Genomic DNA, 13,365 nt, shown 5'->3' with positions numbered 1-13,365 from the left:
AGCACTTTCTTTCAAAAACTATCACTTTTTTAATAAAACAGCAAAATGCAATAAGAAAAGGCTGAAATTCGCATTCAACCTTTTCTTTTCTATACTGTTATACTGTCGCTTTGATTGCTGCTTCAACAGCTGCTTTTTCTTTGTCAATCAAATCAATACGAGCGGAAATTTCTTTGATTCCCATACTAATGTTACGGCTGATAGCTAAATCAGACAATTGTGGCTCAAAGAAGGCCTTGTATTCTGCCAAGCGTTCACGCGTTTTAAAGATATTTGCTGGATAAATGACAAATTTATCAAAACTCATATCTCCACCAAGAGCTGCTTTAATCCAATCCCAATTGTCACGTGCCCAAGTCCAGACAGTTCCTTGTGTGAAATCGTGTTGCAAGAAAGTAAAGTACCAGCTCATTGCTAAATCCTGCGGTTTTACAACATCCTTATTTTTCCATTCTTCTAAAAGATGGGTGAGGGTTGTTTCGTCCTTGGTATAAGAAAGAGTCGAAGCCAATTGACGTTGGAAGTTACCGTCAACCGTTGCAATGTAGGTTGCTAGATATTGAGCGGTCAATTCTTTTGTCTCATGGTGTTTGATTTGGTTAATCAAAATTTGCAAACGAGTGGCTGCTGGAAGTTTTTCCAAGTTTTTTTGATGCGCTTCAAAGATTTGGCTTGCTTTTTGGCTCGCTTGTTCATCATCAGCTGCAATCATATTTGCCACAACAATTTGACGTACCAATTCATCTTCATCTGTTTCACCGTCTTTCGCTTCAAAGCCAAGTCGGTCAAAGTTATCTTCATTCAGCTTAACGAGTAATTTTTTAAAGGCTGCCTCTGTTTCTGTCCCTTCGTCCACAAAAGTCTTCAAACCATTTAGAACAGCCTTCACAGCAGATACTACAAGATAAGATGTTTCATTGGTTAACTTTTCAACCACTGGAATCAAATCTGCAAATGAAACAAAATCAGCTTCCGCCAACAGACGACGTTCTTGTACTACTTGTAACTTACTTGTATTATCCAAGTCCGTAATAGTTGCTAAAATATTATCCAACAATTCCCCTTGATAATCAGTAATGTAATGCGCCGTATTTTCTGTATTGAAACGAAGTGCTCCTTCATTTTGCGCTGCCAGAGCTGCATAATTTGGAATTTCAAGCGTTTCGGTTTCTAAAGTATCTGGAATGCCAGTCCAATTGCTATTCAATGGCACAACCCATAAACGGCCTTTTTCTTCTTTTTCTCCAATAAAGAATTGTTTTTGAGAAATTTTGAGAGTATCATTTTCCACAACCGCTGTCAAAACAGGATAACCTGGTTGTTCTAGCCACGAATCCATAAAGGCTGCTACGTCACGTCCTGAAGCTGCACCAAGAGCATTCCATAAGTCACGACCAATTGTATTACCATATTGATGTTTGGCAAAATAAGCATTCAAGCCTTTTGCAAAAGCTTCATCTCCTAGCCAACGACGAAGCATGTGCATGAGACGACTTCCTTTAGCGTAAACAATCGCAGGATCAAATAAGGTATTGATTTCGTCTGGATGTTTTACTTCCACATGGACAGATTGAACACCGTCAGTCGCATCCCGTTTTAGAGCCAGAGGAACGCCACTTGTTTGGAAGTCCTCAAAAATGTTCCAAGTCGGCTCAATAGCGTTCACACAGACATATTCCATCATATTGGCAAAACTTTCATTGAGCCAAAGGTCATCCCACCATTTCATTGTAACCAAATTACCAAACCATTGGTGAGCCAATTCGTGAGCAATCACAAGAGCTACTTGCTGACGGCTTGTAACAGTTGAATTTTCATCTACTAAAAGATAAACTTCACGATAAGTGACCAAGCCCCAATTTTCCATAGCTCCTGCAGAAAAGTCTGGTAAAGCTACATGTAAGGATTGAGGAATTGGATACTTCACCCCATAATATTCTTCATAAAAGTCAATAGAGCGAACTGCAATATCTAGGGCAAACTCTAAGTTTGAAGCAGGATGCGCTTTAGTAGAGTATACCCCCACCAAAGTGCCATTCTTTGTTTTAGCTGTAACGCCCTGCAAATCACCAGCTGCGAACGCTAAAAGATAAGACGACATGCGAGGAGTTGTTGCAAACTTCCAGATGCCAGTTGCTTTTCGATGTGCTACATCAACTTCTGGCATGTTTGAAAGTGCGATTTCTCCTGCTTCTTGATCGAATTTCAAAGAAAGGTCAAACGTAGCTTTTGCTTCTGGCTCATCTACACTTGGAAAGGCTTCACGTGCAAAATGACTTTCAAATTGAGTAGAAAGAACTTCTTTTTTGACTCCATCAACAGTATAGTAAGAAGGATAAATCCCCGTCATATTATCTGTAATTTTACCTGTATAAGTCAGCATTACTTCAACAACTCCTGCTTGACCAAGCTCAACGTAAACTGCTTCATTTTCATTATCTACAGAGAAAGGACGAGCTTCGCCAGCTACCTCAACGGACTGGATTGTCAAATCCTTCTGATGAAGAGAAATTTTTTCACCTTTTGCTTCTCCGCTAATGCTGACCTTACCTGTGAACGTTTTTTGCTCCCGATTCAAATCTAAAAAAATATCATAATGTTCTGGAACAAATGTTTCAATAAAATGTGCAACTGCTTGCATGTATATCTCCTTAATAATATAATCTGTAACTATTGTAACATAATTCACGTGCCCTAACACAATTTCTCTATCGTTTTCCTCTTTTTGTGATAAAATAGAAATACGTTACTATTTTAAGGAGAAATCATGTCTGAAATTTTTGATATTACGATTGTTGGTGGGGGGCCTGTGGGTCTTTTTGCTGCTTTTTATGCTCACATGCGTCAAGCAAAAGTGAATTTGATTGATTCGCTACCTCAGCTCGGTGGACAGCCAGCTATTCTCTATCCTGAAAAGAAAATTCTGGATGTTCCTGGTTTTACTAATCTAACAGGTGAGGAATTGATTAATCGTTTGATTGATCAAGTAAAAACATTTGAAACAAGCATACATCTCAATGAGACTGTATTAGATATTGAAAAAAAGGATGAATTATTTACCTTAACAACTAGCAATGGGAAGCACATTTCAAGAGCCATTTTGATTGCTATGGGAGGTGGTGCTTTTAAACCTCGCTCACTTGATTTGGACAATGTAGAACAATTTGAAAACATTCATTATCACGTTTCCAATATCAATCAATACGCTGGACAAAACATTGTGGTTCTAGGAGGTGGTGATTCTGCAGTGGATTGGGCACTTGCTTTTGATAAAATCGCTCCGACACATATCATCCATCGTCGAGACACCTTCCGTGCTTTAGAACACAGTGTCAATGAACTAAAAGCTTCTACTGTCACGATTAAAACACCATTTATCCCAAGTCAACTTATAGGTGAAGGAAACAAACTCACTCATCTTGAGATTACTAAAGTGAAAAGCAATGAAACAGAGCTCTTGCCGCTTGATCAGCTTTTTGTCAATTATGGCTTCAAATCATCTGTTGGAAACTTAAAAAAATGGGGAATAGAACTCAATCGCCACAAGATTATCGTCAATAGCAAACAAGAAACTTCTGTCGCAGGTATCTATGCTGCTGGCGATTGCTGTAGCTATGACGGAAAGATTGATTTGATAGCCACAGGACTAGGCGAAGCTCCTACAGCTATCAACAACGCCATGAATTATATCTATCCCGACCAAAAAATACAGCCAAAACATTCGACCAGTCTTTAAAAAGCAAAAAGAAGCTGGGGCAAAAGTCCGACCTCAAATATAAAAAGCGAACAAAACTAGTTTTCTGGTAATCAGAATTCTGCTTTGTTCGCTTTTCGCATTTAATTATAGATTTGAAGGTCTTAATAATTAAGATTTTTAAAAATTGAAATCTTTTTGTCCCAAACTCTTTTATATGTGCTTATTTCACACTATCCATTTTTTCTCGGCAAGCCTTTTCGATGAGGTCAAGTTTTTCAACACTTTCCTTTTCATCTTTACCAATTGAATAGATGTATAGTTTGATTTTAGGTTCGGTCCCTGACGGTCTGAGTGCATACCATGAACTATCTTTAAAGTAATATTTCAAACAGTTTTGTTTTGGAAAATCAAGGTAGCCATCTTTAAAGTCAATCACTTTTTCAAGTTCCATTGCTCCAATTGTTGTCAAAGGATGTTCTCTAAATTCTTCCATCATGCGACCAATTCGCTCCTGACCTTCTACACCTTCTAACTCAAGCGAAACTTGTCTTTCATTATAGAAACCAAATTCTGCATAGATATCATTTAAAACATCTAACAGAGTCTTATCCTGTTTCTTAAAGTAAGCAGCCATCTCCACGATCATCATAGAAGCACTGACAGCATCTTTATCTCTAACAAATGTTCCATAACAGAAACCGATACTTTCTTCGTAACCGAAAACATACGTTTTTTCTTTAGTACGATCATACTCGTTGGCTTTGCCACAAATATTTTTAAATCCAGTCAGGGTTTCTACTGTTTCAATACCATATTTCTTCGCAATCGCTCTAGATAAATCACCTGTAACAATAGATTTCACCATGACAGGATTTTCAGGTAAATTATTGAGAGCAGAACGTTGTGAGAAAATGTAATAAGAAAGCAAAGCACCAATCTTATTTCCATTTAAAAAGACATAATCACCGTTTGCATTTCTTACTTCCAGCGCAACACGATCGCAGTCTGGGTCATTGGCAATCAAAATATCACAGTTATTTTCTTTTCCAAGCTTTTCAGAGTAAGCAAATGCTTTCGGAAATTCTGGATTGGGATAACCAACGGTTGTAAAATCTGGATCAGGAAATTCTTGTTCCTTTACGACGAAGATATTTTCAAATCCTCTTCTTTTCAGAATTTCTCTGACAGGAATATTTCCTGTACCATTCAAAGGCGTATAGCCAACCTTGATAGATTTATCAACATCTTCATTGATTGTTAGATTGAGAACTTCTTGGTAGTAATCTTCTTCGACAGATGGATCAATATAATTTGCAAGACCGCTTTCCAAGGCTTCTTCAAAAGGAATGGATTTGATGTCTTCAAAATTCACAATTTCATCCATATGACCTGCAATTTGTCCTGCAATATCATCTAAAATCTGTGAACCTTCTTCCCAATACGCTTTATAGCCATTGTATTCTTGTGGATTATGGCTAGCCGTTACCATAACTCCTGCTTTACAGTGCAATTTTCTAATTGCATACGAGCACATTGGCGTAGGATGAATGCCATTGTAAATATAAGTTTTGATGCCATGAGCAGCCATGATAGAGCAGGTCAACTCAGCAAATTCTTTTGATTTATATCTGACATCATAGCTGATTGCAACACCTCTTTTAATCGCTTCTTCACCATGGTCTTTCAAGGTTTCAGCCAATGCCTGGGCTGCTTTTCCTACCATGTATTTATTCATACGGTTGGTACCAGCACCCAATTTCCCACGAAGACCAGCGGTCCCAAACTCAAGACCCTTGTAGAATCGATCTTCGATCTCAGCTTCATCATCCTGAATAGACAGCAAATCAGCTTTCGTTTCTTCATCGAAGAAATCATTGTTTAGCCATTGTTCATAAACTTCTTTGTAGTTCATATAACGACTCCTTTTAATATGTTATTTCTCAATAATTCCATTCTATACTACCTTTTTGTTTTTATCAATCCTTTTTCCAATTTTTCTTTAAAACGCTTGCAGTTTTTTGTTTAAAACAGTTATTTATATGTAAACTTCACAGATTTTATCTCTCTGTGGGTGATTGTTGATTAGGTAAATTTTAATCAATAAATTGAATATCATTCTCATCTAATGCAAGAATATCCTGATAAGCAACATCTAGCTTAGATAATAGATCAACAGACTTAACGTAATGCGCATGTAAAAACAAGACTGCAGGATGAACTTTCTCGAATTCATAGTCTGGTGCCTGCTAAAGCTTGATATCATGGTAGCAATATTACAGGAGACATATTAGAAACTACTTAACTTGTGCTAATTTGTCTTGATAATTTTCTTCAATAGCTTTTGCAATAAAATCTTTTTTTATTTTTGTAATAAATCTAATATCATTAAACAAGTGAAAAATAGTTGAAATATATCCCCCAATGTCAACCTTTTTCACCAAATCTCCAGTTCCTCTCTTTACTGTAATAAGTGCAATACCAGCATTTACCAAAGACGCTATGCTTTCAGAAATTATAATAACTTTTCTTGTTCTCACTTCATGTAAAGTTACATTTTTCTTTAGTAATTGAAGTAACTGGTCTTAAGTTATCGTTTCGTTATTCTTTTTATTTTCTTTGCAAATAATCGTAATTCTATGAGCAACAGAAATTACGTAATTAATCATCTCTGCTAATGCTGTCTGAACTCCGACTGATCCCAAAAAATCCAATTTCGCATAGTCTATTCCTGACTCACATAATTCCTTGATAATATCCGAATCTACCAACAACTGCAAAAATGGTAAGCTTAATCCTTCTTTCGAATACTCGTCAGATTTAATATGGTAGGCTTGCTTAATAAATGCTAGACCTATTGTTGCCTTTGATTCTTTATATCTTTTTACCGTATATTCAAACATCTTTATCGGATTTGCCTCAGCTATAGCAGCTGGCTTACCCGATGTGTCCTTTCCTACATGTAATGTACGAAATGCATTGTCTTTTCCAAGTGACATAGTATTTGTTAAAATATTACAAGTTTCCAATAAATAACCCAATCAAGGATCATGTCCTAATGTCTTGGCTCTATGATTCGTTCCGCTAAGCTTCACATTAAATTTTTTTGTACCACTCACCACATCGTATGGAACATGATTTATATCTGCTATTTCTTGAACTGAGGCATGATAATATCTTGAACCCTCTGTTTTGTCGCTCTCCGCCTTATTCTTCATAGTACTTGCTTTGTCTTTATCATATACAGATTTCTTAGCCTCATCAGCGGTAGTATTGTGTGACGGTCTATCCTTCTTATTTTTGAACGCATCAAAATTAACAGAGGGTTGTAAGAATTGACGAATCATTTGTAATACTACTGCAATAAGAATAAAAAGAGCATCAGTTTTATTCAAACCTGTTTGACTTTTGAACTCACTTTCAATATCATCGTATTCTTTCTCAAGTTGAGCCAGATCCTCCTCAGATAACAAATCTTCCATTCTTAAAATCGTATCATACCCTTGGCTGTTAACATACTCTACTAAAGAGGCATAATTCGATATCTCAGGAAGTATATTAATTGATTCGACAACCGCTTCGCTACCAGTCATCTTCTTATGAGTATCCATAAGCTGTTCTGCAAAATCACTAGAATGATCAGCCATAAATTTCATGACCATTATCATCTCTTTTTCTTTATATGAAATCATATTTATGTCTCCTCATTCAAGGCCTTATTGATTACAGAATTCTCTTATTTACATCTACATTAAGAAAATCATCAATCTGTATTGAAATATCTTGTGCAAATTTCTTTGTTTTTTCTTTGTATTCAGTGAATTTATTACTCATATCTTTATGCATTATTTCATCTAATTCTGTTACACGCTGTTGTAAATTAGAAATCCAAATGGTAAGTTTCTTTTTTCCTTCTTCAAGTTTCTTCTTTTGCCTCATTGATTCTTGGTTATCTTTTTGATATCTTTTTACTTTTGCATTCCTTAACATTTTTAATGCGAGTGGCAATGCCAATGCTGGAATAGATAAAATATTTAATCCAGTAATCATTCCTAATCCCAGTCCGCCAACTGCCATTGTCCCTCCAGTAGCTAGCCCGCTGGAAAACATTCCTGTGGTAACCGAAGTTCCTACTGCTGCTGCGACCGTTCTCCCGACTATGGATGCATAACTCATATATTTTTTTGTAACATCTGATTCCTTATTTTCGAGATTTTTAACCAATGAGGGTAAGGATGATTCTTTTAGTTCCACTGGTTTAGAAATAGAATTAATATAAGATAAAATTTCTGTTGCATCATCATCAGCTTGTTGATATGCCTCTAAAATAGCTTCAATAGTTTCTGTACTCTTTTCCATATTCTCCTCCACATTTTTACTATTACGCTCTAATTACCACTTTATTTATTCTAGATAACCTTTTTTATAACCTTTCTCCTAACTATTTTATATCTTCCTTGACTAGCAGAGCAACACACTCAACATGCTCATCATTGTCCAAACCTATATTTAAATCTCCATCGATGATAGGAAGTTTAAAAGTAATTGATTTTAGCCATTGCCCATTCGGTTGCTTTTCTTCGTAAATTTGAATTTCAGAAATCAAAGCTGTAATTAACTGTCTACGCTCTACATCATTCATTACCTTGTAAAGTTTATCAAAATAGATCAAAATCTTATATATGTTATCTCCTGTAAGTTTCTCAGCTTCAATAGTTTGTTTCTTTGCTTTCGCATCAATTAACAATGATTCTAAGTCTTCAATCTTATCATACATACGATAAAGTCTATCGTCTAAGTCCTGTTTTCTTCGTTTGTAGTGCTTATCATCAGCATCTAAATTATCTATTTCCTCAATTAGCTTAAATTTCGTAGAATGGCTCTTCCTCAATTCTTTCTGGTAATTATCTATCTCTTTTTCTATTTCAGAGGTATCTACCTTCATGTTAATTTTTTCTTGCATCATAGAAGCAAATTTGGGATTGCTTACTATCTTTATAATTACCTCAGCAACTGCATCATCTAACAATTCTTCTCTGATTTGTTTATTGTAAGTACATTTATGACCTCTTATCATATGCCTATGTTTACAGCCATAGTAATAAAAATCTTTATACTTTGTACCATCTTTCTTTTTCTTAATACACTTGTTTCCAAACATTCCCACTCCACATATTGGACATTTTACAATTCCTGAAAGCAGATGTGTGCGTGTATCTTTCCCTTTATTCACATGCTCATATTTCTTTGCTTGAGATTTTAACTTAACTTGAGCTGCTTGCCATAGCTCATCAGAAATTATAGCTTCATGAATACCTTCAGCTATTAAATATTCATCTTGTTCAACTTGCTTATATTCATTTCTTGTACCATGAACTTTTTCTAAAGTTCTTCTTCCAAAGGCTATCTTCCCGTTATATACCGGATTCTTTAATATCTTTCTTATAAGACCCGCATCAAATAATGGATTTTTCCCATTCTGTCTTGGAATTTTTCTTATTCCATGATTTTCTAGGTATTTAGAAAGTCCATTTGCTCCAATGGTTGTGTTAACATATTGATCGAAAATAGTTCTTATAGCTACAGCTTCTTCTTCATTGATAAACAGTTTTCCATCGACAAGCTGATACCCATACGGGGCAAACCCTCCGTTCCATTTTCCCTCTCTTGCCTTTTGAATGCGACCTTCCATTGTTTGAACACGAATGTTTTCTCTTTCAATTTCAGCCACAGCTGATAAAACTGAAATCATCAATTTGCCTGCATCTTTGGATGAATCAATCCCATCCTCAACACAAATTAAATTGACTCCAAAATCTTGCATTGTTTGTAGAGTTGATAAAACATCAGCAGCATTTCTTGCAAATCTTGATAGCTTAAACACAAGAACAAAAGATACTCCATCCTTTCCGGATTTTATATCTTCCATCATGCGAGTAAACTGTATTCTTCCCTCAATAGATTTTCCAGACTTACCTGCATCTTCGTATTCACCAATAATCTCATAATCATTATAGAGAGCAAAAGCTTTCATTCTTGATTTTTGTGCCTCTAAAGAATAACCGTCTATCTGTATTGATGTAGATACTCTTGTATAGAGGTATACTTTTATTTTTTCTTTTGACATAGCATTAACCTCAATATTCTTTTTTCTATATCTTTATATTTTTACCAATTATGGTTTGGACTTATATCTCAAGTATATTATATCACTTTTATTACTTTCTCTCAATCTGTGTTTTTGCCATGTCAAATTTATTTTTATCTTCAATATTTTTTACTGGAGTTGGATTTGGAAGATTATCTAAATCTAAAACTCCAGCATACTTTGTAATCAGATTTGCTATCAAATCAGCCAATCCATTCCAGTGATTATCCACTAATACACCCCCTCCGATTTAAATTCTTTATAATCAAGTATTATTTTTCTTACTAAGTTTTATGACATTGGTAGGTGCATTGGCTGCTACATAGGAATCTCACCTCTGCCCCTTGTTCCAGACGAGGCAGCTTAAACTATTGAAGTATCATTATCACTACTTGTATCATCGAACAGATTGCCACCTCTGTTTTTTATGTATTCTTATTTACCGCTCGCTTTCTTGTATCCTTGGTTAACACAGTATTCATAAAACCGAAATTACTTTCAGCAGAAAGGTCATGGCGTAAGTCATAATTCTCCACAAGTAGATAAAGTCCTACCTTGGTCTATTCAATTGTCAAAGAGCAATATTTGAAAGGGATTGTTTTCTTTACATTTTCCTATTTGCCATAAGCAGGTGTATCTCTTACTCAAGAAAGTAAAGGAGGTCAAACTCCCCTTCACTTTACATAAGGAAAATTTGACCCCTTTGGTTACCGAAGTTTTAAAGTTCTTCGATAAATTTTTTCAGCTTTTCAAGAATTTTGTTTCTTCTTTTGATTAAAGCTGGATGTGTAATACTTTTGAGCTTTGCTACTGAACGAACAGTTTCATCATTAAAATACAAACGTTCAATAATATCTCTTTCTTCTGCATTAAGCCTTGATATAGCATTTCTGACTGCTTCAATCATCATCTGTGTTTCAACAATCTTTTCTACATCAACACTTTCATCAACAATATTATCTACAAAGTGTCCGTCATGATCCAATGATGAAAAAAAGAGCAAGTGGTTTTTCTTGTCCACCTGCTCTAAATACTTTTCGTGTTCTTTTTCCTGCCAGTAGACTTTATAAATATCTTCACTGACTTTCACCTTTTGTCCTCTGACATAAAGGTAATACTCTTTTGCCATAAAGTTTCCTCCATTCTTTTTTGTCTGCTTGTTTTCAGGCAAAAAAAGGAGGACTCCTGCATCTAAACATAAGAAGTCCTCTAAAATGAAAGAAATACTTTCTTCTAAGAAATATTTTTAATTGTTCAACGGAATATGCATAAGGATGAGATATTGTAGAATGCAATATAAGAAAAAGGGTTATTCATAATCTTATCAATCTTTATAATGCAATAAATGTTTTTTTGCATTTTCCCATCCACTCCTTATATCTTTTATGATTCACTCCTGCTAAATTCTTTTGTAATCCATCCTAATTTTCTCTAATATTCTTTTTTATCCATAATTGAAATAGATATTTTTATGGCAATCCCTATAGTAACAAGTCCTACCAAGACTATTCCAATAAAAATCATTACCATTGAATACTTACTGAAAAGCTCCACCATATTCGCAAGTAAATCTGATTTTTCTTTTAAAAAAGTGGATAGAGCAAATATTGCAAAGTAGGTTATCACCATAATCAGCCTGCCCTTTTCAGCACCATATTTTAGGATAAACGGTAGTTGAATAGCTGACATTAAAACACTTGCAACTAATGTAATCAGTGAGATAAATACGATGTTATCTATCGACATCTCATTTTTAACTATAAATAGAACAAATAAACATACTGAACCGACTAACCCAAATACAAACGCAAAAAACAATTTACTTAATACAAAGCTGCTCTTTTTAATAGGCATCGAAAAGGCGAATTGTTCAAACTTCGATTTCGTATCATAGCCAAAAGCGATAGCAGTTAAAATTAACGGTATCATTGCACATATAAGTGGAATCATAAAAATCGCATTTTCATATATCCCATACACAGCGAGTGCAATACAAATAGTAATCGTCAATAGCAGCGTCTTTTTTAAAGTAGCTATATCTTTTAATATCAATGCAGTCATTACCTTTTATCTCCTTTCACAAAATAAATCATAATATCTTCGATAGACGGTTTTTGTAATGTTATTCCATCCGGAATAAGATTTCTTTTAACAAGCAGCTCTTGTCCAAATGAGTGTACCCTTCTTCCAATAATGGCTTCTTCATCAAGATTTTTAACTTCTTCATTAGATAAAGTACAGATACCATAGTTTTCCTTTAGTCCATCCTTTGTTTCCACAAAAAGAACCTTACCATCATTGATAAAAGCGATATAGTCTGCCACCTTCTCTAAATCCGATAGAATATGTGAAGAGATTAGAATTGTGTGATTTTCTTCTTGCATAAAGTCAAGAAGCAAATCTAAAATTTCCTCCCTTACAATTGGATCCAATCCACTTGTAGCTTCATCCAATATAAGAATTTCAGCATTATGAGATAAAGCTACTGCCATAGATAATTTCATTCTCATTCCACGAGAATAATTTTTAATAGTCTGTTTTTCAGATAAATTAAATTTCTTTTTTAATTGATAGAACAATTCTCTATCCCACTTTGAATAGACCCTTGAACAAAATTTTTCCAAATCAACAAGTGTCATCTCTTCCGGCACTAATAACTCATCGAACACGACTCCAAGTTTATCTTTCAACTCAATACTGTTAGGATTATCACAACCTAAAATTTTAATTTCTCCTGAATCTATTTTAAGCAATCCTAATAACAATTTTATTGTTGTACTTTTACCTGCTCCGTTTTGACCAATGTATCCGACGATAGTCCCTTTAGGAATAGACAAATCTATCGGCCCTAATGTAAAGCCATCAAACTTTTTAACCAAGTTTTTAATTTCAATAGCATAATTACTCATATTTCCCCTCCACATAACTCTTAAGCATCTGTACCAATTCATCATTGGATACACCTGCAATTTCCGAAAGCTCAACAACCTCTTGCAGCTTTGATTCAATTCGCTTTAAATATTCTTCACGAATAAGTTCTCTATTCTGAGCCGCAACAAAATTACCTTTTCCTTGCACTGAATTAATGAAACCATCAAGTTCCAGTTCATCAAAAGCTCTTTTAGCAGTAATCATACTCACTCGAAGTTCTTTAGCTAAAAATCTAATGGATGGCAATTGCTCCCCAACCTTTAATTCTCCCGAAATAATCTGTGCCTTTATTTGATTTTTTATCTGCAAATAAATCGGATCATCACTTGAATTATTAATCTGTATATTCATCTTCCATATCCTCCGACTGTTATTTCTGTTCTATCTGTTTCTATTATAACATAACAGTTGTATAAGTTCAATATTTAAAAATCAGTAGGAGCGATCATGTTTAAAAATGATTACTTTTCTTTTGCAACTCTAAAATTTTTTATGCTGACATTATCACTCTTATCTGGTATAATTAAATCATAGATTTTAAATTAGCTTAATGCTTGCTATCTAATTCATTCTTTTGTAGCAAGCACAGTAA

At 34.7% G+C, this 13,365-nt stretch carries 13 protein-coding genes; 1 reads left to right on the top strand and 12 read right to left on the bottom strand.

Translation table 11 applies throughout. From position 1 onward, the window contains the following. Positions 1-97 precede the first annotated feature (97 nt). Complete coding sequence (locus EL079_RS01750) at positions 98-2,641, bottom strand: M1 family metallopeptidase (protein ID WP_003031327.1); 2,544 nt, start codon at positions 2,639-2,641, stop codon at positions 98-100. 126 nt (positions 2,642-2,767) lie between these two features. Here EL079_RS01750 and EL079_RS01745 point away from each other — a divergent pair, with 126 nt between their 5' ends. After that, positions 2,768-3,736: an NAD(P)/FAD-dependent oxidoreductase gene (locus EL079_RS01745; protein WP_003031343.1), complete on the top strand. Its 969-nt coding sequence runs from the start codon at positions 2,768-2,770 to the stop codon at positions 3,734-3,736. Positions 3,737-3,917: 181 nt separating this feature from the next. Here the strand turns inward: EL079_RS01745 and EL079_RS01740 are convergent, their stop codons facing one another. The 11 genes from EL079_RS01740 to EL079_RS01685 form a co-directional block, all read right to left on the bottom strand. Next, entirely contained in the window at positions 3,918-5,609 is a 1,692-nt protein-coding gene (locus EL079_RS01740; RefSeq protein ID WP_003031336.1) for a phospho-sugar mutase, read from the bottom strand. A 382-nt stretch (positions 5,610-5,991) separates the two neighbouring features. Then, entirely contained in the window at positions 5,992-6,234 is a 243-nt protein-coding gene (locus tag EL079_RS01735; protein WP_155237280.1) for a hypothetical protein, read from the bottom strand. Positions 6,235-6,279: 45 nt separating this feature from the next. Further along, positions 6,280-6,735, bottom strand: a complete 456-nt coding sequence (locus EL079_RS01730) for a hypothetical protein (protein WP_003031317.1) — start codon at positions 6,733-6,735, stop codon at positions 6,280-6,282. Next, positions 6,736-7,386, bottom strand: a complete 651-nt coding sequence (locus tag EL079_RS01725) for a hypothetical protein (protein WP_003031319.1) — start codon at positions 7,384-7,386, stop codon at positions 6,736-6,738. 31 nt (positions 7,387-7,417) lie between these two features. Next, the gene (locus EL079_RS01720) at positions 7,418-8,053 is read right to left on the bottom strand and encodes a hypothetical protein (protein ID WP_003031310.1); all 636 of its coding nucleotides are present in this window, start codon (positions 8,051-8,053) and stop codon (positions 7,418-7,420) included. Positions 8,054-8,135: 82 nt separating this feature from the next. Further along, complete coding sequence (locus EL079_RS01715) at positions 8,136-9,821, bottom strand: recombinase family protein (protein WP_018543531.1); 1,686 nt, start codon at positions 9,819-9,821, stop codon at positions 8,136-8,138. A 91-nt stretch (positions 9,822-9,912) separates the two neighbouring features. Continuing rightward, on the bottom strand, positions 9,913-10,074 hold the full coding sequence (locus tag EL079_RS01710) for a hypothetical protein (RefSeq protein ID WP_018543532.1): 162 nt from the start codon (positions 10,072-10,074) through the stop codon (positions 9,913-9,915). A 486-nt stretch (positions 10,075-10,560) separates the two neighbouring features. After that, complete coding sequence (locus EL079_RS01705) at positions 10,561-10,971, bottom strand: sigma-70 RNA polymerase sigma factor region 4 domain-containing protein (RefSeq protein WP_022524376.1); 411 nt, start codon at positions 10,969-10,971, stop codon at positions 10,561-10,563. Between the two features lie 302 nt (positions 10,972-11,273). Continuing rightward, entirely contained in the window at positions 11,274-11,903 is a 630-nt protein-coding gene (locus tag EL079_RS01695) for an ABC-2 transporter permease (RefSeq protein WP_018543533.1), read from the bottom strand. Beyond that, positions 11,903-12,751, bottom strand: a complete 849-nt coding sequence (locus tag EL079_RS01690) for an ABC transporter ATP-binding protein (RefSeq protein WP_003031323.1) — start codon at positions 12,749-12,751, stop codon at positions 11,903-11,905. The genes EL079_RS01695 and EL079_RS01690 overlap by 1 nt, the downstream gene beginning before the upstream one ends. Beyond that, positions 12,744-13,124 (bottom strand): GntR family transcriptional regulator, encoded by a 381-nt coding sequence (locus tag EL079_RS01685; protein WP_003031320.1) that lies wholly within the window; start codon positions 13,122-13,124, stop codon positions 12,744-12,746. Before EL079_RS01685 ends, EL079_RS01690 begins: the two co-directional genes overlap by 8 nt. Positions 13,125-13,365: the final 241 nt, after the last annotated feature.

Source organism: Streptococcus anginosus (genome assembly GCF_900636475.1).
GTDB classification, from domain to species: domain Bacteria; phylum Bacillota; class Bacilli; order Lactobacillales; family Streptococcaceae; genus Streptococcus; species Streptococcus anginosus.
The sequence above is the reverse complement of the archived record's forward strand: the minus strand, read 5'-3'. Positions and strand labels throughout refer to the sequence as shown.

Excerpts from the sequence above, each read along its gene's own strand:
- EL079_RS01720 (WP_003031310.1), bottom strand. The coding sequence starts at position 8,053 with ATGGAAAAGAGTACAGAAACTATTGAAGCTATTTTAGAGGCATATCAA.
- EL079_RS01750 (WP_003031327.1), bottom strand. The coding sequence starts at position 2,641 with ATGCAAGCAGTTGCACATTTTATTGAAACATTTGTTCCAGAACATTAT.
- EL079_RS01725 (WP_003031319.1), bottom strand. The coding sequence starts at position 7,386 with ATGATTTCATATAAAGAAAAAGAGATGATAATGGTCATGAAATTTATG.
- EL079_RS01685 (WP_003031320.1), bottom strand. The coding sequence starts at position 13,124 with ATGAATATACAGATTAATAATTCAAGTGATGATCCGATTTATTTGCAG.
- EL079_RS01695 (WP_018543533.1), bottom strand. The coding sequence starts at position 11,903 with ATGACTGCATTGATATTAAAAGATATAGCTACTTTAAAAAAGACGCTG.
- EL079_RS01690 (WP_003031323.1), bottom strand. The coding sequence starts at position 12,751 with ATGAGTAATTATGCTATTGAAATTAAAAACTTGGTTAAAAAGTTTGAT.
- EL079_RS01715 (WP_018543531.1), bottom strand. The coding sequence starts at position 9,821 with ATGTCAAAAGAAAAAATAAAAGTATACCTCTATACAAGAGTATCTACA.
- EL079_RS01705 (WP_022524376.1), bottom strand. The coding sequence starts at position 10,971 with ATGGCAAAAGAGTATTACCTTTATGTCAGAGGACAAAAGGTGAAAGTC.
- EL079_RS01745 (WP_003031343.1), top strand. The coding sequence starts at position 2,768 with ATGTCTGAAATTTTTGATATTACGATTGTTGGTGGGGGGCCTGTGGGT.
- EL079_RS01740 (WP_003031336.1), bottom strand. The coding sequence starts at position 5,609 with ATGAACTACAAAGAAGTTTATGAACAATGGCTAAACAATGATTTCTTC.